This window comes from Thalassomonas actiniarum (genome assembly GCF_000948975.2).
GTDB classification, from domain to species: Bacteria; Pseudomonadota; Gammaproteobacteria; order Enterobacterales; family Alteromonadaceae; genus Thalassomonas; species Thalassomonas actiniarum.
The window spans coordinates 3,283,503-3,307,024 of the sequence record NZ_CP059735.1; the positions used below are offsets into that span (position 1 = coordinate 3,283,503).

Annotated in this window: 18 protein-coding genes; 4 read left to right on the plus strand and 14 right to left on the minus strand. The window is 49.9% G+C overall.

Annotated features, from left to right (window positions below; all coding sequences use genetic code 11):
- Nucleotides 1-20: 20 nt before the first annotated feature.
- From SG35_RS14370 to SG35_RS14430, 13 genes are all read right to left on the minus strand, one after another.
- Nucleotides 21-4,436, minus strand: a complete 4,416-nt coding sequence (locus tag SG35_RS14370; protein ID WP_044834515.1) for a type VI secretion system protein — start codon at nt 4,434-4,436, stop codon at nt 21-23.
- A complete protein-coding gene (locus SG35_RS14375; RefSeq protein WP_044834516.1) occupies nt 4,436-5,179 on the minus strand; it encodes a DotU family type IV/VI secretion system protein in 744 nt (247 codons plus the stop codon). Before SG35_RS14375 ends, SG35_RS14370 begins: the two co-directional genes overlap by 1 nt.
- 24 nt (nt 5,180-5,203) lie before the next feature.
- Nucleotides 5,204-6,586 carry a type VI secretion system baseplate subunit TssK gene (tssK, locus tag SG35_RS14380; RefSeq protein ID WP_044834517.1) on the minus strand — a complete coding sequence of 461 codons (1,383 nt, stop codon included), beginning with the start codon at nt 6,584-6,586 and terminating at the stop codon, nt 5,204-5,206.
- A complete protein-coding gene (locus SG35_RS14385; RefSeq protein ID WP_044834518.1) occupies nt 6,583-7,134 on the minus strand; it encodes a hypothetical protein in 552 nt (183 codons plus the stop codon). The genes tssK and SG35_RS14385 overlap by 4 nt, the downstream gene beginning before the upstream one ends.
- Nucleotides 7,135-7,230: 96 nt before the next feature.
- Complete coding sequence (tssG, locus tag SG35_RS14390) at nt 7,231-8,280, minus strand: type VI secretion system baseplate subunit TssG (RefSeq protein WP_044834519.1); 1,050 nt, start codon at nt 8,278-8,280, stop codon at nt 7,231-7,233.
- On the minus strand, nt 8,244-10,073 hold the full coding sequence (gene tssF / locus SG35_RS14395; RefSeq protein ID WP_044834520.1) for a type VI secretion system baseplate subunit TssF: 1,830 nt from the start codon (nt 10,071-10,073) through the stop codon (nt 8,244-8,246). Before tssF ends, tssG begins: the two co-directional genes overlap by 37 nt.
- A gap of 28 nt (nt 10,074-10,101) precedes the next feature.
- Nucleotides 10,102-10,491 carry a GPW/gp25 family protein gene (locus SG35_RS14400; RefSeq protein WP_044834521.1) on the minus strand — a complete coding sequence of 130 codons (390 nt, stop codon included), beginning with the start codon at nt 10,489-10,491 and terminating at the stop codon, nt 10,102-10,104.
- A 96-nt stretch (nt 10,492-10,587) separates the two neighbouring features.
- Entirely contained in the window at nt 10,588-11,196 is a 609-nt protein-coding gene (locus SG35_RS14405; protein ID WP_044834522.1) for an Hcp family type VI secretion system effector, read from the minus strand.
- Nucleotides 11,197-11,228: 32 nt separating this feature from the next.
- The gene (tssC, locus tag SG35_RS14410) at nt 11,229-13,169 is read right to left on the minus strand and encodes a type VI secretion system contractile sheath large subunit (protein WP_084692881.1); all 1,941 of its coding nucleotides are present in this window, start codon (nt 13,167-13,169) and stop codon (nt 11,229-11,231) included.
- A gap of 45 nt (nt 13,170-13,214) precedes the next feature.
- Complete coding sequence (locus tag SG35_RS14415) at nt 13,215-13,454, minus strand: hypothetical protein (protein ID WP_044834523.1); 240 nt, start codon at nt 13,452-13,454, stop codon at nt 13,215-13,217.
- 320 nt (nt 13,455-13,774) lie between these two features.
- Nucleotides 13,775-14,842 (minus strand): sigma 54-interacting transcriptional regulator, encoded by a 1,068-nt coding sequence (locus SG35_RS14420; protein WP_044834524.1) that lies wholly within the window; start codon nt 14,840-14,842, stop codon nt 13,775-13,777.
- Nucleotides 14,843-15,288: 446 nt separating this feature from the next.
- Nucleotides 15,289-16,281: a 2-hydroxyacid dehydrogenase gene (locus SG35_RS14425; protein WP_044834525.1), complete on the minus strand. Its 993-nt coding sequence runs from the start codon at nt 16,279-16,281 to the stop codon at nt 15,289-15,291.
- 224 nt (nt 16,282-16,505) lie between these two features.
- Nucleotides 16,506-17,066 (minus strand): hypothetical protein, encoded by a 561-nt coding sequence (locus tag SG35_RS14430; protein ID WP_044834526.1) that lies wholly within the window; start codon nt 17,064-17,066, stop codon nt 16,506-16,508.
- Between the two features lie 316 nt (nt 17,067-17,382).
- Between SG35_RS14430 and SG35_RS14435 the strand changes: the two genes are divergently transcribed.
- The 4 genes from SG35_RS14435 (at nt 17,383) to SG35_RS14450 (ending at nt 22,805) form a co-directional block, all read left to right on the plus strand.
- Nucleotides 17,383-19,209, plus strand: coding sequence for a DUF1800 domain-containing protein (locus SG35_RS14435; RefSeq protein WP_044834649.1), 1,827 nt, complete (start codon nt 17,383-17,385; stop codon nt 19,207-19,209).
- 29 nt (nt 19,210-19,238) lie between these two features.
- On the plus strand, nt 19,239-20,630 hold the full coding sequence (locus tag SG35_RS14440) for a DUF1501 domain-containing protein (protein WP_053043254.1): 1,392 nt from the start codon (nt 19,239-19,241) through the stop codon (nt 20,628-20,630).
- Nucleotides 20,631-20,831: 201 nt separating this feature from the next.
- The gene (locus SG35_RS14445) at nt 20,832-22,274 is read left to right on the plus strand and encodes a hypothetical protein (RefSeq protein ID WP_044834527.1); all 1,443 of its coding nucleotides are present in this window, start codon (nt 20,832-20,834) and stop codon (nt 22,272-22,274) included.
- A 39-nt stretch (nt 22,275-22,313) separates the two neighbouring features.
- Entirely contained in the window at nt 22,314-22,805 is a 492-nt protein-coding gene (locus tag SG35_RS14450; protein WP_044834528.1) for a CesT family type III secretion system chaperone, read from the plus strand.
- A gap of 86 nt (nt 22,806-22,891) precedes the next feature.
- On the opposite strand, the gene SG35_RS14455 is transcribed toward SG35_RS14450, so the two are convergent.
- Nucleotides 22,892-23,503: a glutathione S-transferase family protein gene (locus SG35_RS14455; RefSeq protein ID WP_044834529.1), complete on the minus strand. Its 612-nt coding sequence runs from the start codon at nt 23,501-23,503 to the stop codon at nt 22,892-22,894.
- Nucleotides 23,504-23,522 lie beyond the last annotated feature (19 nt).

Consider the following 23,522-nt stretch of genomic DNA (forward strand, 5'->3'; position numbering starts at 1 on the left):
TTCCTTCGTTCAGCGGAGGATTAATCATTAAACCCCGGGGCATGGGCAGGTAACACGCCCGGCAAAGGCAGCTTTTTCGCATCCCCCTGCTTGTCCGTTACTTCTACCCACACCAATAAATTCGAGCGGCTTAAATAAGCCTGCTTTTTCGTTTGCTTGCCCGGTTCGGGCGCGGTTTTTAACTGCACCGGCACCTGAAATGCCAGTAAGGTTTCGTCCTGGCGGCTGGCTTTTAATCCGCTCATGCCTTTGTTGGTATAACGGGCCAGCCATTCAAATAACCCCCAGTTGCCCTGGCTGTTAAAGGTAGCGCTAAATTGCTGCTGATCCACCATCAAGGGAGGATTTACCCGGGTATCCAAATCACCGCTTTGCTCGGGCATCAGCGGTTTAAACGCCGAACCTGTCGCCCAGCGCAAATCCAGACTTAACGGCTCACCTACCTGCCATAACAGCAAGTTTTCACCGTTGGGAAAACTCGCTTGCTGCTTGCCGCTTTGCAATAGCCAGTTGATGATTTGATCACTGCCCTTGGCATATTGCGGCAAGGCAGAAAATTCTATGGTCAGCGGCACTTGCCATTGTTTTTGTTTACTGTTCCAGCTTTGGCTGAAAAAGTCGCTGATGGTGTTCATCTGGCTGATAAACTCCCGCCAGGAAGCCGGTAGCGGCTGTGTTGAAGTGCGTTTTTTGGTCTGCTTATCTGATTTAGCCTGAGCATCTGAAGTCTTAGCACCTTTTGCCGTGCTTGCGGCACTGGCAGACTCAGTTACCGGTTTAGCATCGCCTTTATCTTGTTGCAGTTTATCCAGGGTGTTCATATCTGCCAGCAGGTTTTTCGAGGCCTGACGGTAATAGTTAAAGAAACGCTGCAGCTGTTTGCTGCTGACATCCCTGATGCCCGCCTTGTCAACCGAGCTGAAGGGAAAACGACCGGCAAGCTGCTGATTGAACCTGTCCCGTATCGCCAGGTAACGGTCTATCACTTCCTTATCCCCGGCGTCGAGGCATTGTACGCTCACCTGGCGCTGCAATTGAATTCTGCGGGTGACAAACCAGCCGGTATTGGGGGCCTGGTTATCAAATGCCGTTTTATCATAACAGTTGCTGGTGGTTAAACCCGCCAGGGTTTCGCTGACAAAGTTTTCCAGCGCCAAGGCCTGATTATCCGGCTCATTGCGCTGGTAGCGGCCAAGATCGCTTAGGGTATAAAACCAGCGCTGCGCCAGTTTATCGCTTAATCCTGAGCTGTTTTGTAAAAAACCAATCAACGGCTCGGCATAGTTATAAGCCAAATAACTAAGCCTCTGCCGCTGATTGGTGAGGTAACTGGTAATTTGCTTGTCTGTGTCCAGGTTAAATAAAATACGGGCAAAATCCCGGCTGTCCCAACGGGGTGTCAACACAGGCGTATATAACTGGTTTTGAGCCACCAGCTTTTCCAGCTGCTCCAGTTGCTCCAGGGCAAAGGTATGGCTGGCCTGCTGCAAACGTATGGCATTGCCGTTATCCCCCAGCTGTTTGAGCAAGCTGTTAATTTGCAGCAGTAAGCTACTGACCCCCTTAAAGCTGGCGACCGATTTGCCTATTGCAGACTCTGTCGCCGTTGCCGGATCGGCAATAAGATAACTCGACGGGGTTTGTTCATAGGGACGCACCATGGCTTCGCTCAGCAACCGCTCTGTTACCCGCTGCAAACGCCGGTTCAGGGCATTGCTGAAAAACGGCTTTTGCTCCTGGCTGAAGCGGGAAAGAAACTCCTGATAACTCAGCAGATTATTGAGCAGCTCCTGCAAGGTACTTTCTTCCCAGGCAACGACGGACTCGGCCGCATCCGAAACCGCGGCATATTGGTTTTTCATGTAGGCCAATGCCTTGGCCGCTTCTATCTGCTCGGCTAAACCTTCTATTGTCGGGGAGAAACTTAACCGTCCCTGATCATTTTTAATAAACAAGGGGCCAAACGGCGGCACATTGAGATCTGCCAGTTTGTGCCTGACCTGTTGATCGCAGCTTTTCTCGGAAAAGCGCTCCACCATAGCCGCCAAACGGTCTTTATCAAAACCCACTGCCACCAACTCCTGGCGCAGCCGCCCCATCAGCTGGTAGACATTGCCGCAGGGACTGGTAAAGGCGGTGGCGGAAAGCCAGTCTCTTTTGGTTCTATCCAGCCACAATTGAAATTCGTTGATATTGTCCACCAGCTTTGATGGCGGCAGTACTTTATCAGAAGGTAGCACCCTGATTTTTTCGCTGATCTTCTGCAGTTTTACCAGGGGCACTTGCTGGGTATATTCGGTCAATTCGGTACGTAATGCCTGAGTCAGGTAATCAAGGTGGCTTAGCAGCTTATCCTGACTGATCAGGCTGTTGTTTTTTTCGTCCCAATCGACATTATAATTGAGCAGCACCAGGCCTCCGGTGATCAAACTGGCACTGGTATCTACCGCCTCTGGCACAGGACGGGCATAAAGATAATTTAACAGTTCCTTAAACTTTTTTCCGAGTCCATGGGGATTGGCAACAGGCTCTGCCAGACTTAAAAAGCGTTCGCGATTGACCTGGTATTCACGCAGCAGGTGACTGAAGGTGGTAATGTCAGTGATAACCTCACGGTAAGTATCTCCGAGAGCTTTTTTTTCCATTTCCAGACTTAAAGTTTGCGCCTTAAGTTTTAACCGGCATTCCAGGCCGGCAAACAGGATTTTCTTAAATAAATCGTTGGCAACAAGTTGCTGTTCCTTATGGGCCTGAATATTAAATAAGGACAAAGGCATCGACATCAGCAGCGGCCGTTCGCTGATTTCGGTGAGATCGCTTAACAAGCGGTAACTGTCGAGTCCTTCGCGGGTACAGTCTTGCTCGGCGCTTACCAGGGTGCGCAACTTGCCCTGCACCACATCGGTATAAAGATTAAAGCGGATACCGTCAAAAGCCAGCAACAGGGTCAGTAATACCGCTGCCGCCATCGAACCCAGTTGAAAACGGCGCAGGGTTTTCTGGGTGGAAAAATACCTTTGCTCCAGCGGAAAGGCCAAGTGCTTTTCCCCGAAGATTTTGCGGTTGACCACATCATTGACAAAGCTGACCTTGTTTTCCAACGCGCCGCTAAAATAGATGCCCCTGAGCGGCAAGGCTTCCTGAAAACTGCTGCGGGCAAAGGCACTGCTGATCACTGCCTTTAACGGCTTAAATAAAGCGCAGAAATTATGGCGGAACAGCATAAAACGGTCGATATCACCTATTTCCTGGCCGCTAGCCGCCACCTGCAACTGGGCCGCTTGCAGGTTTTCCATGACCTGATGAAGCGCTTCGTTGATCCAGTCTTTGCTAAAGGCGCTGTCGAGGCGGTAAGGATTAGACCAGCCGATCATTTCATCCCGCCTTGCTATAGGCTGGGCCTGCCAAAAGGCATCAAAACCTTCAATACCGTCGCACTGGGTAACGATCAGGTATACCGGCAGCACAAAACCGGTTTGTTTTTGTACCTGCCATAATTGCTGGAATAAATCTTCCCCCAGCGCCAGTAGGGTTGCCGGTTCGCGGCATTTCAGCAAGGTTTTGGCGGAGACCGTTAAAATAATACCGTCTACCGGTCTTTCCGGGCGATACCAGTGTAAGAGTTCGATCAGGTAGCTAAAACGTTTGTTTCTTTGCTGCGGGCTCAGCTCGGGTTCATGAAAGCTTGAGGCTTCCCGCTCCAGGGGATCGCTGAGCTCGGCGCTGCAGCCGGGAGCTTTATTGTCCTGATCGATGACCACGGCATGATCAAAAAAGTGCCAGCCGCTGCCGGGATCCTTTAATTTTTTCTCCCTCGGCTGCAGCTGCGCCCGGCGCCCCTTGGTAACGGCTTTGATTAGCGCACTTTTACCGCTGCCCTGCTCGCCGATAAGCAAAAACCAGGGCATGTTATAGCGCCAGTCGCGCTTGGTGGTGAGGTATTTCATGGCATTGACGGCGCGGCGCACCTGGCCCAGATGCAACCATTGCCAGCGGGATTTTTTCCGTTTGGCCTTACTAAACTTGCTCAGCCACTCGGACAGCAAACGAAACGGTGCCAGCAGCCAGGCAAAACCCTTTTTAATACCGGCAACCAACAAGCCAAATAAATATTGCAGCAACTGGTTGCCGCTTTTAAGCAGCCATAACACCAGTAAAAGCGCCAATACCGCCAATAAAATCAATGCCAGTGCCTGCCACAGCGGATCTTGCCAGATAGGCCTGAGCTGCTCCACCATGGGCAAGAGTCTATCCATCAGTGCCTGTTTAAGCTCCAGCGCCAACAGGCTGAGCTGCGCCAGGAGTTCATTAAACCTTTCCTTAAGCTGCTCAATTAACGAGCCCGCTTCGGTATTCGCGAACACGTTTATTACAGCCCCCGGAAAAGCATCAAGCTTTGCCAAAATAACGCTAAAAACCTCACTGAGCCATGACATTAGCCGCCCATCCATTGGTTAAGGCTCCAGGTCAGGGAGTACCACAGGCCTGCCCCGAAAATCAGATAAAACACCACACCATAAGTGATCGCCCGGTACCAGTTAGCCAGCGGCGCCAACCTTTGCTCCTGCTCCGACACCAACTGCTGCTGGTAGGCTTCTTTACTGATGGCGACACTTTCATCACTTTGCCCGCGGTTGACGATATTAAAAAGTTTTTTTCGGTAATAGGCCTGCTGCTGTTCATCATCGCGATAGAGTCCGAAAAACCCCAGGCGCAGCACTAACAGGTATAAGGCTGCCAGCTGCCGCTCAAGATCGTCATAATTGCCGTCACTGAGCAATTCGTCCATGTGCTGATATAACACCGCACCGGCGGAGCAGCTTTGATAATGCTGTTGCTCCAGCAGCACCTGGTGCCAATGCGCCTTGCCCGGCCAGTCCAGATCCATGATCAATAACTCGTCCGCCAGCGACACCATGGCAAAGCAGGCCTTGTCCAGCATATAGAGTTCCCGGTCCGTTAAACTATAGCGATACTCCAGCTGTTTTCTGTCAATCCACTGTCCCAGCAACAAACTGATGGCAGAGGCTGTTTCACTGTCGCTGGGCAAATTATCCAGCTTTAAAATTGCCATCACTTCGTTATTGAGCTGGCCTTCGCGGATCCAGATTTTTATCGTCGCTATTTGCTGGTAAAACTGGCTCATCAGGGCCACCAGGTTAATCGCTTCAGCTTTCATGACTCAGCCTTTCCTTGTCTGTTGCTATGCTTCATGGGGCAAATGCAATACGATACGTTTAGGTTGAAAATCTTTTAATTTACCGCTGGTACAGGTTAATACCAGGGTCTGGCCCACCTTGATATAATCTTTATTTTTCTTGATGTAGAAAAGTCCATGGCCGCTGGCAGCAGTGACCCCTGAACTGTCTTCGGGGTCGGGGGATGCCGTTTCTGCTCCCAATACCCGTTTGGTTTTTAAATCGTTATGTAAGGTCGACGAGGCAATACGGCAGGCTTTGAGCCATTGCTCCTGCTCCGCCAGGCTGGTATTTTCCCGGGGGATAAGCTCTATCAGCAGGTCACGGCCCGCCCAGGCCTTGTCATAAGTCAGGGTGAAGAAGCCGTCGCGGGTTTCATCAAAGGCGATGCTGGTGTATTTGAGATTAACCCGGTTAACCTGCTCGCCGATATAATCCAGAACAAAGGCAAGGCTGGGTAAAATATCTTTATGATCGTACCGGGGCAGTTTTGGCGGCATACGGCCGGGATCAAGTATGCTGATCCCCCCGGCCATACGAGCCAGCACCTGGTAAACTTCCCACGGAGAGCTGTTTTCATTGTCACTGACCAGCTCAAGTTCCGCCAGGTTCTGCACCATAGCGCGGATCCAGACACTGTGCTGCTCGGTGATGCGGCTGCCCAGCTGCTGCTCGCCGTCTTCTGAAAAGCCCGCCAGTTGCCGCGCCTTTTTCCTCAGGGAAAGTGCCAGCGCCTGGCACTTGTGCTGCAGCGGTTTACGGGTCTGGATAAAATCGTTGAAGGTTAAAAAATTATCGCCGCCGATGCCGAAAACCGGCGGACAATAGTCGGTAACGGAAAATTGCCCGTCGTCCACCTGGCTGATTTCCAGCAAAGGCAGCGAGATATATTGCGCTTTCACCTTGTTGACTGCCTGCAGGGACAAAATCGGCTGCAGGTATTGCAGCACCATTTCACCTTCACCGGTATTATCATCTTTGACCGGCTGACCGTCGCTGACATTAAAACGCTGGATGTCGGTACTGTCGCTGGCACTGCCGGGCACGCGAATGGGTACGGTCAGATGAACTTTCACCGCTTTATTTTTTGCCAGCTCTTCGTTGTCGGCCAAATCAAGCTGCAGCGCCGTGTCATGCTGCGTATTGTAATCTATATATAAACCGTCCGGCATCACGGCTTTTAACTGTCGTATATCTACCTTGCCTTCAAGCAGCTGGCCTTCATCCAGTGACAAAGCCATTATTCCCCAGCGGTACTGGGCGATGGACAGCATTTGCAGTTGCAGCTGGGCTTCCCAATAAAGATGGTTTTGCTGAAAGTGCTGCGGCGATAACAGCATGCCTTCATGCCAGCAGATAGATTGCGGGGTGCGCGCTTTATTGTTCATGGGTTCAACTCTTTTAGCTGGTAGGCCGACTTGCCCAGGGTAATGAGCACTTCGTCAAACAAGGTGAGATCAGCAACGACCTGACCGCCGACATCAATGTAATTGGCAAACATCAATACCTTAACGGCATCATCATAACCGTCGGGCAGGCTGATACTGTGCTTTGCCGTCAGCGGGACAATTTCGACATGGGCCAGGATCATTTTTTTATCGTACTGCAGCAATAAACCGGCTTTATTGGCGAACCACTGCGGCCCTTTCAGGTTTTTCACTACCGGGGTGACCGTCTCGTCAAAAATAAAGACAAAGTCTATCGCCACGGGCACGGTATTGTTGCTGTCGGCATCTGCTGTGATACTGATATCGGATATGGTGGTTTTATCATAACTATAAAACGGCACCACCTTGCTCAGTGCCTGATTGATGCTGTTGCAGCCGCCGAGCAAAACCAGGCAAGCGCACAGCAATGCCGGATATAGCCATGTGCGGCGCAAAAAAAACGGCGGCAAGCCGTTTTGGCTAATGGTGAACCTGTCCTCAAAATTCATTGTTTTTTCCGTCTGCTTTTATTTTTTATATGGGTTTAATGTCAATACAAAAATAACCTTTATCTGTCCGGCCGGGCTTTCGTTTCAAGGTGAACGTCAGTGCACCAGGTTGAGCATAAAGCTCACCCGCCTGTCGCCTAGTTCCTTATCGCTGTCGTCATCGGCTTTTTGGCTTGAGAGCCAGGAGCCGAACCCTAAGACATTGCTTACTTGCTTCTCCTGGCTTAATAGCGCCGCACAGCCAATGCTGTGATCGCACACCAGGGTGATCTTACAGTCACAGCGGATATCGCTGATCCATTGGACCAGACGGCGCAATTTGTCATGCTCTTCGCCGCCGGGCACCAGTTGGTTTAACCTGTTTGGCGGCATAGGACCCAGCACCAGCTCAAACACCGCCTGTTGATCCCAGATATCCCGTCCCAGGGTGGCTTCTTCCCCGAGACGATGATTGGCCTGGCCCAGCAAGGTATGATCGCTGCTTTCCACTCTTAACCAGCGGCCCTGGAAACACTTCATGTCCATCAGGGGCAAGTTAAAGTTGATGTCAAATAACTTGGTCATGGTCGGCAAGGTCATGCGGGTATTGGCCAGATCGCCGGCCAGACCGATCAGGGTATCGCTGCCCTGATGATGTAATTTCCTTTGCTGCTCGCTTAAGTGGCCGCTTAGCGACAATAAAAACCGGCCGCTTTCCGTTTTTTGCGCCGGGGCCCTGGCCAGGGTGTGATCGCTGCGGGCACGGATCAAATACCTCAGCGCCTGGATGCGGTTATTAAACAGATCAATAAAGGCCTGCATTGCCCCTTTGCCGTCGGTGATATCATCGTGGAGCATTTCGACAAAGGCTTCCGGCAAAGGCCCGCCACAACCGGCGATATTGTAGCGGCTGCAAATGATTTGTGTTTTTGCCTGTTCGCCATTGTCGGCGTTTGCCTGCCTGACTTCGCGGATTTCTCCCGGCGGGAAGTCCTGTGCACTGGAGGCATTGAAATCGATATATTGATGGATCAGGTTCAGCAGATGCTCATCCGCTTCGCGCGCGGGTAACAGCAGCCGTACCAGCTGGTAAAAGGACCAGTCGGCGTCTATTTTGGTGTACAGATCGGCTACAGTATAACCTGTTCGCCAATGCGCGCTGGCCATTGCTTCCACACTCCTTCACGTTTATCGCTGATAAGTTGCAGCTGGACAAAATGATTTAAGCTGGTGTACAAACCAAAGAAATAACTTAATACCGCGCCAAGCAACAGGGCATTGGCGCCGTCAAAATAATCTTCATTGATGGCTAAGGACACCCGGGTACCACGGCAATGGCCGCGCCACATTTGCCTGCCGATGCGCTTTACTACGGCGCCAGACTCCATGCCGGTTAAGCCGTCGAGTTGGCGGGCATGGGAGACAGCATTGGGATCGCAATATAAGCGCAACAACTGGCGCAGCAGCTCAAGCCGGTTCTCCCCCTCCCCCAGGGCATTGAGGTTCAACGACAGCTGAGATAACAGCTTGATATTATTTTCCCCGTCCAGGCTGGCCCCTTTAAATTTGCTCGGCATTTCCACGACATCGGCATTGAGCATAGGTCCTGCCCCCACCAGCTGCAGTTTTTGCCCCACCCTGAGCGCCTCCGGCAAGCGGCGGTTATTACACCAGCCTTTGACCACTAAGGTCTGGTCAATCGGCTGACTCGGGGAAAAGTCGGCATCGTAAATCGATAAAAAGGTGTCGCAGCCGCGCTCACCCGGGGTCAACAACTGGGTTAACCGGGTAATATAATACTGGTTGGCGGTGGGTTTGGTATTGGTGCCGAGCCAGGCACTGACGGTATTGCTTTTGCCGTCAAAGGCAATGCTGCGCACCTCGGATATGCTGTGCACTTCCGATTGCAGGTAAAAACGTTCATCCGCCAACAGCCGGTATTCATGCTGGTTTTGCTTGAGCTGCACCGGTTTAAAGGAGCGGGCAAAAAGGTTGATGGCAGGAAAGCAATTGACTTCAAAACTGGTTTTATTTAATGAGATGGCATTGCTGGTTTCATCAAGTAAAAACAGGATTTCAAAGCTTTCGACCGCACCGCTTAATGCCTGCTTTTCAAGCAACCGGGTCACTTCAAAGAAGTAAAACTTCTCGGGAAAAGTAAAATATTCCTGCAACAAGCGATAAGCCCTGTGGCTGCCGGCATCGTCGGGTAAAACATTTTCTTCCCGGCCAAAACCCAGCCACTGTATGGCGCTGTCGGCTTTATTGCCGGCATCATCGAGCAACACTACCTTGTCGTTGACCCGCACCGCACAACCCACCAGGCGGTCGGCCAGCAGCCGGTACAGCTGAATGCGCTGGCTGATATCACCGATATAAAAACGCAGCTTATCCAGCGGATATTGATGCAAGGCTTCGGTGCCGGTATTGGCAATTTGCACCGAGATCACCGACTGAACATCGGTACGCTGGTCGAGAAAGGCAAAGTAGTTTTTCGGCAACACCTTGATTTCATCGACATCAAAGGGCCACATCGGCGTATGGTAGCAATTGATAAACTGGCAGTCGGTGCTCTCGCTCTGGCCGCCTTTGACCACGCGGCTGGCCTTGCCGATAAACTGCCGGCCTTTTTCCAGGGTATAGCCGTTGATAAAGTTAGCGCCGTCGTTTTCGACATTTGCCTTTAATACCGTCATACAGGGCAAAGAGCGGATCAGGTTGGGATAGAGGCTGTGCAGCAACTGGTTGGGAATTTGATCTCTTTGTTTTTGCAGATCGCCGCGCAATTGCCCGGTCATATAAGCAAAGGATTGCAACAGCTGCTCGACATCGGCGTCGGCAGAGCGGCCTGCGCTTAATTTGAGCTCGGCGGCAACTTCCGGGTAGGTATGACTAAAGTCTGCTACCGAAGTACGCAAAAAGCGCATTTCCTCTTGAAAATACTCGTATAAACTGGTCACTTGCACGTCCGTTTATTCATCTTAAACCTTACTCAAGATTGGCAAAAACAAACTCTTGATCGAATACTTCGTTTACCAGCTCTATCTTCAACCGGCAAACCGTGCGCATGCCCTGGTTGAGCACGCTATAGACAGTCACCCCTTTTAACCTGGGTTCATGCCTTAACAGGGTTTGCTCCAGCCTGGCCTGGTACAGCTCCTGCTGCTCCTTATTACCCGCCGACTGATCCACGATGGCCGCCATGGCATGGGGATAAATACTGTCGGTGAGCATATGGCCGGAGTCGCTGCGTAAATCCAAAGCGGCATCAATATAACCGCCGCTGTCGAGTAGCCGCGCGATGTTGTTGGTCACCGACTGCTTTAAACTCAGCGGCTGACCCGGCAGGGTCAGCTTTTCGAACAGTGACTTAACCATCGGCCATTCACTCCTTCTTCCCTGATGCCGGATAGCTGATACCTGATAACGAAGTGAACAGGTAAAAGCTTACCGGCATTTTCTTAGTGCATACAATTACTGCGACAAAGCACCAATAGGACGGTTTTTGGCAATACTCCAGGCCGCCGCCGAGAAGCCCTTGTTGGCCACATTGGCCCCCTGCACCTGGTGGTGCCAGGCAATTTCGGTGAAATTGAGCTTAAACTGCTCGGTCGGCATATCATTGGGGTGCGACTGGAACTGGATTTCGCTGATCATCGCCAGCCTCATCTCAAAACGCATAATGATATTGAGCTGATCCCCGGAATTACGTAACACGTAAATCGTGGTGGGATTGCCGGTATCCGTGTCCAGGGGCTTGGCCCGCAGGCAGTAGTCATACATGCGCGGCGAGGTCACATCGACATATTTGACACAGGTAAAGTCCGAGATGATCGGCCGTCCGGAAGTACGGGAGCTGTTACTGACATCTGTCGTTACCTGCTGTTGTATGCCCTGGTTGATGGACACCAGCTCAATACAGTTTTTATGATCAAAGGTGCCGTTTGGATTCTCACCGTTATTGATGGCGTTCCAGTCGGGACCTTCCGCGCCGTCAATCAGTGATGCCCCTGTGGTACCCGACAAGGTGTCGTCGGGTTTGGTAAAGCCGCTGACACCAAATTGCAATAAAATTAAATCCATAATCGTTCTCTCTTAAAATGACTTATCCGGGCCTAAGGCAATTCCGCCACCAAGCGGATGGAGGTGGTTAATTCTTCCAGCTGGAAATGCGGCCTGAGGAAGACCACTGCCCGGTAACTGCCCGGTTTTCCCGGCACGTCGGTAACATCGATGCGTGAGTCCCGAAGCGGATAACTGGCTTTCATTTCCTGGGGCGCGGAGTCGTCCACCAGCACATAATTGCCTATCCAGTTATTGAGATAGTCGGAGGCGTTTTCCTTGGTCTGGAAGCTGCCGATCTTATCGCGCATGATCACCTTGATATAATGGGCAAAACGCGAGGCGTTGAGCACATAAGGCAACATGGTAGAGATCCTGGCGTTGGCATTGGCGGCATCGGTATTGTATTTTTGCGGCAAACCTGTGGTCTGGCCGCCGAAAAACGCCGCCTTGTCGCTGCCCTTACAGTGAAGAATCGCCATAAAACCTAAGTCATTCAGCTCTTTTTCCCGCCGGTCGGTGATGGACACCTGGGTCGGACAAGTGAGCTTGATATCCCCTGCTGTGGTTTTAAAAGTATGGGTGGGTAAACCTTCCACCAAACCGCCGCCTTCTACGCCGCGGATCGCTGCCAGCCAGCCGTGCAGGGAAAAGGCATTGGTGATGCGCTGCCCGAGAATATAAGCAGGATTGCCCCACAGATATTTTTTCGCATCTGTGCCGTCAACATCTTCAACATAGTCAAAACCTTCCGCTGCCACGGTTTCCGGACCATAAGGCAGACGCAGCAGCACTTTCGGCAAGGTTAAGGTGACATAACGGGAGTCTTCGCTTTCACGGAAACTGCGCCATTTGATCAATTCGGCACTGTCGAAAATCTTGGTCAGATCCCTTGGCTGGGCCAGGCTGAAGAAGTCTTCCATATCAAACAGTTTTGAATAGGCGGAGGAAATAAAGGGTGCATGCGCCGAGGCGGCGACACCGGAGATTTTCTCCAATAACTCCACGTCAGCCGGGTGACGGCCAAACTCATAATCTCCCACCAAAAAGCTGAAGGGATCGCCGCCGTAGGTGCCAAACTCTTCTTCATAGACTTTCTTGAACAGGGAGCTTTGATCGAACTCCACCGCCTTTTGCAGATCTTTTAATAAGTCTTCTTTGGAGACATTAAACAACCTGAGTTTCAAATGGCTGCCGGTTTCGGTATTCATCACCAAAAAGTGCAAGCCGCGCCAGGTTGCTTCCAGGCGCTGGAAAGCGCCGTCATGCATCACCAGGTTAATTTGCTGGGTCAACTGGTTGTCGATCAGTGAGATGCGGTCGCTCATGCGATCTGAGGCGACAGGCGCAGCATTTTCCCCGGCATCTTTTAATATCGACAAGGCAAATTCACCGATGAGCTCCAGGGCATAGGGTTTCTGGCTATCATCAAGCGCCATACGACCTTCGGTAAGCATACGGGTGATAAGCTCATTCGGCTCCACCGCAGACATATCTTCTGCGCCTTCATAAACGCCGATAAGCTCGGTTTGTTTGGCTTCATCGCCGAGGATCTCGTCGAGTATGCCGTCTAAGGGGTCATTACCGTCGAGTTTCGCCATAAAATCCCGGATACGGCAGCGTGAGGCGTAAACGGTACTGGTGATGGGGATTTGCTTCACCAGGCTCAGCGGGCTGAAATCTTCGATACTGTGAAACAGTAATTCCAGATTGGTGGTTGCGCCCTCTTCTCCTGAAATGACATTGGCGACGGAATAGGCTAAACGGACTTGTGAGCCGGCCATCACATCGTCAAAGTTGTCACGGTCGATAAACACAAAAGCCCGCTCTTTGATCGGGGGTAACGCCTCTTGAGGCTTACCTGACAGATCTGCAAGAATACCGACGATCAAAGGCAACTCACGTTGCACTATGGCATCACCGATTTCAACATCATAGGTGATGTGTACCCTTGGCGATCTGACCCTGGATAATTTTTTCTGAATACTTTCCAAAATTAGCTCCAAATCACAATTTATTTATTGCCAATAACAAAAACCTTACTTGCTTTTTGTTAACCTGTAATACGTTTTGTTGTTGCGTTCTACTGAGCAGACATCACCCTGCATTGCTAAAATTTTCAGCGCGTTATCAACAGCGATCAGTGAATCTGCAAACTTCTGCTGTTTGACCCACCATTGCGTAATACCTTTGATGGTATCCTCACTTTGAGGATGCTCCTCCAGGTAATGCTTGATGAGCACAACAACATCTGTTTGATAGTGGTAATTAATACTCATGTAGCTCTCTTAATAACTTCTCTGAGGCCCTAGTAGTGCATAAGGGGTGCCAGCAATCCCTTTTAAAATAAAATTGAATTATTTAATTGATATATAAGGTAAAAATTATTTTATTTTGCCTGGGTACATCCAGATAGAGCAGCTTTTATGGGGGAGAAACTACCCTCTTGGGTTGATTACTACCCTTTAAGCGGGTACCGCTGCTGACGGGTGAAAACGAGAAAAGTGACGGCGAGCAAAAGCGCTGTCCATGAAATAATACCGGGAGCAAATTAAGAGCAAAAAAGTAAAGTAAAAACCTGGTGACTATTGATCAGCTGCTAATCCAGCTGCAGGCCCTGGCGGTTGATCTGATATTTTTTCACCAGTTTGCCAAAGGCCCGCCGCTCTTTACCGCACATATTGGCGGCTTTGGTGACATTACCTTTGGTTTGGTGCAGTAGTTTGGTTACGAAGCTGGCTTCAAAGTCTTCTATGGCTTTGCGTTTTGCTTCACAAAAATCCAGGCCGGTTTCTGGCTCTACTTCGGCTTTAACTTCGAGATGACCGGACTCACTTTTACCGCTGTCAGCAAAGGGATACTGTTGAATTTGCTGCCCGCTGGCTGCAGGCGGTAAGCTGTTGTGGTCTAAGTCTATGGTTACCGCTTCATCAATAACAGGTCCACCGGCCAGCAAGTAGTAGCGGTGAATGGTATTTTCCAGCTCACGGATATTGCCCGGCCAATGATATTGTTTAAGTTTGCTGAACAGGCGCTCGCAGATACCGCTGCGGCTCAGGCCGTATTCGTCATTAAACTTATTGATGAAATAGGCAATCAAGACCTCCAAATCGTCAAGGCGCTCCCTGAGCGGCGGCATGCGCACACTGAGGATAAACAACCTGAAATATAAATCCTGCCTGAATTCGCCGGAGGCGATCTTTTTACACAAATCGCAGTTGGCGGCGGCGATGATCCTGACATTGGCTTTAATCACCTGGCTTGAACCCACCGGACGAAACTCCGACTCCTGCAACAGCCTTAACAACGCGGTTTGTGATTTAAGCGATAAGCTGTCGATTTCATCGAAAAAAATAGAGCCGCCATTGGCCGCCACCAGCAAGCCTTCTTTATCGGTTTTGGCATCGGTAAAGGCGCCTTTTTTATAACCAAAGAGTTCACTGACAAAAAGTTCATCGGAAAAGGTCGAGCAATTGAGGGCGATAAAGGGTTTATCGGCAAAAATACCACTATAGTGCAGGCCCCTGGCAGCCAGCTCTTTCCCCGTACCTGTCTCCCCGGTGATCAACACCGGAGCGGAATATTGGGCATTGATCTTGATAAGACTTTTAACCTGAGTTATCGAGGCGGATTGTCCGATAATATTGTTATCTATGATGCTAAACAAAGGCTTTCCTCCCTGCTGTTTAATTCATCCATGCGTGCAATGCCACTCTTTTGGTTAACCTGCTTATCAGGTTAATTTGTTCAGATAACACAAGATATTAGATAAAGGGTAAAGCAAAAATAGCGCCAATGGGCATTAATTTCTGGCCACTAACCATTATAAATATAACAAAAAATAAATTTTCCGCCTGTTTGTTGTAGATTATTTAAACATTTCATGTTAGGGCTTCCCATGCCAAGATTGGCACAAACTGATTCCTTGTTGGCAGGACAGCAGATCGACATTAACTGTTGCCGCAGGCAAAGATTGTAAAAAGCAACCAAAACGAAACGGCAAAACATGACCCGGGTTAAATATCTCCCCGGAAAAATAACGGGTAAGCTGATCACCTTTATGGCTTTTTCCGGGTAAAAAAACACCCTCAACGGGTAATAAACTACCCCGGGTTATTTCCCCACTAATTGCATCGCGGCAAAATCACCGGCAGCAAAAGCGCGGATATTGGCCATAGTGGTTTGGGCGATAGCGGTTAACGCTTCTTTGGTAAAAAATCCCTGATGTCCGGTGATCAGCACATTGGGAAAAGTGAGTAAGCGGGCAAAAACATCATCCTGCAATAAGGTGTTGGATTTGTCCTCAAAAAATAAATCCGCTTCTTCTTCATAGACATCCAGACCGAGATAACCGATATGGCCGGACTTTAATCCTGAGATCACCGCTTTAGTGTCAATCAGTGCGCCCCGGCCGGTATTGATCAGGGCAACGCCGGGTTTCATTTGGCTGATCGCCTGCTCGTTCACCAGGTGAAAGGTATCCTGTTGCAGGGGGCAATGCAGGGAAATAATATCCGCCTGGTGCCAGAGGTGCTCCAGGGTGACATAAGAGACCCCCAGCTTTATCAGTTCGCTATCTTGCACGGGATCACAGGCAATCACTTCACAGCCCAATCCTGTCATGATGCGGGCAAAAGTACTGCCAATTTTTCCTGTGCCTATCACCGCAACTTTCTTTTTGTATAAGTCAAAACCTAACAGACCGTTTAAGCTATAGTCGTTTTCCCGCACCCGGTTAAAAGCACGGTGAATATTTCGGTTCAGGGATAACAACAGCGCCAGCGCATGCTCGGCCACGCTGTGGGGAGAATAGGCAGGTACCCGGCACACGGTAATACCTGCCTGTTGTGCGGCCTGTAGATCCAGGTTATTAAAGCCGGCACAGCGCAGGGCGATGAGCTTGACGCCGACCTCTTTTAAGACCTTGATGGTGGCCTCACTGAGATCATCATTAACAAAACAGCACACCACTTCAAACCCTTGTGCCGTCACGGCAGTATGTGCATTCAACCGGGTTTCAAAAAAAGTCATGGTAAAACCGCTATCACAGTCGTTCCCAAAATATTGCTGATCATAAGCTTTGCTGGAAAAAACGGCTATTTTCATATGTTCTCCTTGACTAGCGATCGTTAAACGGCTCTCCTGTATTATTAATTTAACATAAAACCCTTGCTCCGACAGCGAGCAAATCAGTTATTTCATTGCCAAAGTGTTTACCGGCTTTAATGCTGACGTAAACAGGCATTGGCCTCAGGCCTAAAACCTGCCGGGGCATCATAGAGCAAAGTTCTTGCCCGGTTTGTCGTAATGAAAGCGAATGCTCAAAGCGGTTAAGATGCCAGGTTAATGCTCAGCATTGCCGACTGCTGCGGTAAATAAACAGCTGCAGTTAAGCGCTTGCCGTTATTGTTACCAGAAAATGCTTGCTTATTGTTAAGTTCATTCTCCAGCTGATTAAACAGTTTATTCAGTTTTTGATTACCGTGGTTATGGTGTACGGCATCCAGGATAAACCGTAATTGTCTGTTAAAGATTTTTAACCGCTGCTTTTGCCCGTCTGTCATCACAGCTTGCAGCAAAAACTGCCTTTGTTCATACCAGCATTTAAGCTGTTGCTTTATGCAAGTGGCATTTTCTGTCTGCTCTTGCCTGTATAATCCCTTGATATAATAATTAATTTCTATCAGTTTCTCTTTGTCGGCGGCGCTGAGGTTTAAGCTTGTCCGGGCAAAAAGCGCATCAGCCTGATCCAAAATAGCATTTACCAAAGCCAGGGCTTCATCTGTAATACCTGCAAGTGTCAGATAGTTTTTACGCTTTAAATCGCTCTGCTGGACAATTCGCTGACCTGGTGTGGGTATTGGTGTTATTTTTCTCAATGTCTTAATCATATGGCTTCACCCGGGGACATCCCCTACTTCATGGCTTGTGGGAGAAAATTTAACAAAAGCAAAAAGCGGTAAACAGTTGAGAAATGCATCGCTTTGTATCCGAATGTAGCACAGGCGATTTAAGGAAAAGTCGGGTTTTTAACGGCTCCCAAGCTGATTATTGAGCGGCACCGGTAAAATTCACGGTTTGCACATAGACAGGCGGAAAATTCCTTTTTTCTTAGCGCTCTACAAAAGCATAACATTACTCAAACAAAACTTGGCCTGTACTCTTATAAAATCAACACAGGTTTATGTATTTTGGGAGCAGATTCAAATGAAACGGCATTTTAGCCTAGCCCTCGCACTTGCCCTTATCGTGCAACTTAGCGCCTGTGGCGGTGGTGGCGATAGCACGGACACGAATACCGCAAACAATACCCCGGTGGTAAATCCGGATACGGGTAACTCAGGTAGTGGTGGCTCGAATTCAGGCGGCGAAACGGGCAATGAAGGAACAACGGGCACAGATCCGGTACTGACCGACTCCGGCCAGATAAGCCGCTTCCTGACCCAGGCCAGCTTCGGAGCAACAGACGAGAGCATTTCAGCCATGCAGGGGATCAGTGTCTCAAACTGGCTAAAAAATGAATTTGAAAAGCCGCCAAGCCTGCACTCCCCTTTGATTGCACAATACCGTGCAGTCGGCCTGCTCGAGCATGTTGCCGGTATGGCATTTTGGAAAAATGCCCTGGAAGCGGACGATCAGCTGCGCCAACGCATGGCCTTTGCCCTGTCACAAATTCTGGTGGTGTCAGATTTTGGTGAAAACCTGCTGTTTGATGTCCCCCAGTCTATAGGGTATTACCAGGATTTGCTGACCCGCCATGCCTTCGGTAATTACCGGGAGTTACTCGAAGCGGTCACCTATTCCCCCGCCATGGGGTTTTATCTGACCTATATGGGCAGTGAAAAAGGCGATCCCGACACCGGACGAATGCCAGATGAAAACTATGCCCGGGAGATACTCCAGTTATTTACCATAGGCCTGGTTGAATTAAATATGGACGGCACTGTTAAAGTGGACGACCAGGGCCAGGCGATCGAAACCTATAACAATGCCGATATTACCGGGCTGGCAAGAGTTTTTACCGGCTTAAATTTATATGAAGGCCTCGATGATAACGGCGAAGAATTAACGGAGCAGCTAAGGGTTGCCATGCCGATGCAAACCTTTGAAGACTCCCATTCGGGTTTAGAAAAAACCTTCCTCGGCCAAACCATTGCCGCCAATACCCCGGCAGAGGAAAGCATCAGCCAGGCATTGGATATTATTTTTGCCCACCCTAACCTTGCGCCTTTTATCAGCCGTCAGCTGATCCAGCGTTTCGTCACCAGCAACCCCGGCCCGGCGTATATTGAACGGGTGGCCAATGCTTTTGAAAATGGCGTATACCGCTTTAAAGACGGCACCAGTGTCGGTACAGAAATCAGGGGAGATTTAAAAGCAACCCTGGCGGCGGTACTGGCCGATAATGCCGCCAGACAAACCGCCGCCGAACAGGGCTTTGGCAAGGTCAAAGAGCCGGTGTTAAGGTTTAGCCAATGGGCACGGGCCTTTGCCAAAGATAACATCAGCCCGGAATATATGTTCGAGTTATGGGATACCAGCTCAGCCAGCAGTTTAGGCCAGCATGCCTACCGCTCTCCTTCGGTGTTTAACTTTTATCGCCCGGGTTATATAAAACCGGCAAGCTTAACCGGCGCCGCGGGTATGACCATGCCCGAACTGCAAATTATCAACGCCACGACTTTACCCGGTTATATCAATTTTATCAGCTTCTTCATTCAGGGCGATATGGACAGTGAAGAATACAGCCGGGAATATGCGGAATTTGTCGAAGTCGATAATATCAATTTAGATCCCGGACCAGCTACCAGCAGTTTTGCTGCCGACTATAGCGATGAAATCGCTTTGGCTGATGATGCTTCGGCCTTAGTGGCCCATCTTAATACTTTGCTGGCGGCAGGCAGCTTATCAACAAGCTCAAGCGAGCGCATTATCACAGCCATTAACGCCATCGACACCGAAGATAAAGCCCAGCGGGTAGAAACCGCCATATTGATGATCATGACCAGCCCTGAGTTTCTGGTACAAGGCTAACGGGCGTATGCCGTAAAGGAACAATCACCATGAAAATGAATCGCAGACAATTTTTGAAAAATTCCACCGCCCTGGCCACCGCCACCGGCCTGGGCAGCTTAACGGCGGTCAGCTCTGCCCTGAGCAGTTTCAGTGCCCTGGCCGCCACGGGAGATGACTATAAGGCGCTGGTATGTGTTTTTCTCCACGGCGGCATGGACAACCATGATACCGTTTTACCTTATGATCAACCCTCTTATAACCGTTATGCGCAAATTCGCCGGTCGCTGGTCAGTCAATACCAGGGGCAAAGGGACAGAAATAATCTCTTGCCCCTGAATCCGGATAATGCTGCCGGTTTCGGCGGACGCGCTTTTGCCTTGCCGCCGCAAATGCCGGGGATCAGCAATTTATTTGCCCAGGGCAATGCCGCCATCATAGGCAATGTCGGGCCATTGATCACCCCGGCGACACAAACGGAATTTGAACAGGAGTCGGTAGCCTTACCCAGCCGGTTATTTTCCCATAACGACCAGCAAGCCACCTGGCTTTCCAGCTCCCCCGAAGGTGCGGTTTATGGCTGGGGCGGCGCTTTTGCCGATGCCACCATCAGCGCCGGTCAAAACAGCAACCGGGAATTTAGTGTCATCACCAGCGGCGGCAATGACCTGTTCCTCACCGGAGAGCATGCCATTCCCTACCAGATAAATGCCGGTGAAGCACAGGAAATCAAAGCTTTAGGGGATGTTGACGATAACGAAGCGCTGGCACAGCTATTGGCCTCGCATTTTTCCGCAACAGACTTTAGCAGCAGCAATTTAGCCCAGCAGGATATTGCCGCCGCCCTGGCAAAATCCAGCGCCACCAATAACAGCTATAACCGGGCACTTGCCGGGATCGCTCCTTTAACCACCTCCTTCCCGCAAAGTCACCTTGCCAGGCAGTTACAAGGGGTTGCCCGTACCATTGGTGCCAAAGAGACCTTAGGGGTAAAACGCCAGGTCTTTATCGTCGGCATGGGCGGTTTTGATACCCACTCAGAGCAGGCAAAAAGCTTACCCGAACTGCACGCGGCGTTAGACGGCGCCATAACCGCATTTTATACCGGCATGCTGGAGCTTGGTCTCGGGGATAAGGTTACCTTGTTTACCGCCTCTGATTTTGGCCGAACCCTGGCGGTTAACGATGACGGTACCGACCACGGTTGGGGCGGCCATCACTTTGTCATCGGCGATGCGGTCAACGGCCGTAATATTTACGGCAATATGCCGCCGATGTCTTTTGGCCACGCTCAGGACGCCGGCAGCGGCCGCCTGATTCCCACAACCTCGGTAGAACAAATGGCGGAGCCGCTGGGTCGCTGGTTTGGCCTCACCGAGCAGCAACTGGCGCAGGCCCTGCCGAACCTGAATAATTTCTCTTCCCGGCTGAATTTTATTTAAGCCACCTTTTGTACTCAATTGCAATAACACTTCATAGCAATAACAGCCAGGGGCAAAGTTAGCACAGTGTAACTTTGCCCCTGTTGCTGTTCCTTACTCAGTAACAAGCCATAAAAATAATAAAAAAGGAAAATCTCGGCCTGTTTCAGTGCGCTGAAGCAGGCCGGCAACTATGAAAATAAACTAAGTAAAGGAGCAATTATGCTAACATCCCCCATCCAGAAGCCCACTGAAATTGCACAAACGGATTTACAGCAATTGCAGGACACCGACACCAACAGCGGTTTTCAAGGCAGCAGCAGCGACAACACAACTTTAGGCAGCACTTCCATGTTATCCATGATGCAAACCCGGTTATCGGGCTTGATGGACAGACTGAACCAAATGGGGCAAGGCTATGAATTTGGCGATGGTTATGATCCCAACGGTTATGCCGATATTGACAGTTTTGATCATCTTGAGGAAAGCGAGCCGACCTATAGCAACGAACAATTAAGCAAAATGCGCAAGGGGGACCATACCCTGGCGACCAAGATCAATGAGATGGACAGTCACGGCATAGAGACGACTCAATTTGCACACAAGAAAAAAGAGCAATTGACGGAGTTTTCCAAAGACATGTGGAACCAGAAGTTTCCCAATTTCAGCATAGAACGTATGACCCATGTCAAAGATACCGCACTTGAACTCAATGAAATGCGTGATGTTTATCAGACCCTGGATGATGATGAAATACAAAGCACTATCCGCTCGACCTTAACCGGTATTGCCATGGAAGAAGCCCAGGACGCCGGTAAAAAGGTACTAAAAAAAGGAGTTGAAGCCTTCACCCACCTTGATATTGACGGCCTGGTTGCCGCCAAAGACACTGCCGTAAAAACCGGCGATATTGCCTACCAGTTTATGACTGTCAGTGACGATACCGTACATGAATTTGCCGACAGTTTTAAAGAAATGCAAAAGGTAAACGGCGCACAAATCCTCACCAATATGACGGTAAACAGCGGTGTTAATGCCGGCCTTAACTCCACAGGCTCTGTGTTATCAAAAGCCCCGCACCCTGTGCCCAAGGCCATCGGCTTTGGTATGCAGGGAGCTGCTAAATTAAACCAGGGAGTGACCACCTACAGCAATGTCAAAACCCTGTCCGATGTTTTTGATAAAAAAGAAGCGATGGAAAAGCAGCATCCGGGCGCTTACGACAAGATTTTAGCCGACTTAAAAGAGAGCGCCAATGCCAAGAAAGCCCAGATGAGTTCCATGCAACAAATGGACAGCCAACAGCCGGGCGACTTGCACAGTGAAGGTATGCATACTTCGGCCACTTTTGCTCAGCAAAAAGTACCGTTTTCTGCCATGGAGATGCCTTTTGGTAATTATTCACAGCAAACTTTTACCGATTACGGCAGCCAAATGCCGTTTATTTCTCAGGAAGTTGACGATGCCATGCATGAATTTTCAGATCTCACTACCATGCTGGACCAACTGACCATGGGCTTGCACGGCCATCCCCAGGATGTGGTGGATATCACGGCATTAACCTCAGGCATAGATCTCGATGACACACAAAGCAATGCCAGTGACAGTGAAGATAACCAGGATATCCTCACGGTAGATTTTTCCGCCATGGAAGAAGTTGACTAAGCCATAAGCAAACCGGCAATAATTTTTTGGAGAAAAAATATGCTCACGTATTTAAATAGCAAGATTTTACCTCAAATCGCCAAGCTGCTGGGGATTAACGATTTAACCCTGGATGCCAGCGGCGCCTGTACTTTGCTGCTTGGCAGCGGCAAACGTTTTTTTATCAAATGCAACCAGGAAAGCCGCAGGTTATATTTTTATGCCCAGGTGCTGACCCTGGAAAATAATAAAAACCGCCCGGTTGACAATGCCCTGCTGAAAAATCTGCTTAAGTTGAATCTCAACCACAGCGGCCGCGATCAGGGGGTATTGGCAGCCGACGAGGCGCATGAGGATACCCAGGTGCTCTACCAGAGATTTCTGGAGGAGTCCGATTGTACTATTGAAACTGTCCGTCTTGTTATGGAAGATACCCTGACAGAGGCGGAAGCGATTTACTCCACCCTAAATCTGATTGAAATCGATGATTATGTTGCCGAAGCTTTGCCCGAGGGACCGGCATTAGGCGATGAACATTTTTTGAAGATTTAATTTTCGGTATTTCGCCCTAAGCGGATGCACAGCCCTTTTTTCGGCAGGCATCCGCCTTCTTGCTAACGCAAAGGCGCTAACAGCAACTATTCATTTTCCGTGGCATAAGCCCTTTGTACTGCGGGACGCACCCGGATCCTTTCATAAAAGGCGCTCAGGTTCTCGTAACTTGACAGCGGACAGCTCAGTGCGTCGGTCCAGCCAAGCATGGCAAAGAGATAAAAATCGATAAAACTGACCTGCTCTCCCAAAAGATAACTTCTGCTGGCAAGATGTTTATCAATAAAAATAAACATCTCCTGGATTTCCTCATCCGCCACTTCATAGACTTCATCGGCTGCCGGCTCGGACTTGACATAAGCGCCGGGGGCAAATGCCCGGCAATAACTGCGGTGCAACCCGGCGGAAAGTATGTTCATCCACTGATAAAATTCACCGCGGGCCTTACCGGTTTCCGGTCTGAGACTGGATGTTGGAAAATGATCGGCTAAATAGTTAAGAATCGCCACCCCTTCGGTAAGGATCAAATCATCGTCAATCAACACCGGCACAGTCGCCAGCGGATTAACCTCCAGTAATTCCGGGCTGACCTCTTCGCCGATATTTACCCTCAGGGGCTTAAAGTCGGCATTAAGCTCTTCCAGTGAAATATGAATCGCCAGCGAACAGGCGTCCGGCGCATAATATAATTTATACATAATATATCCCTTAAAATGT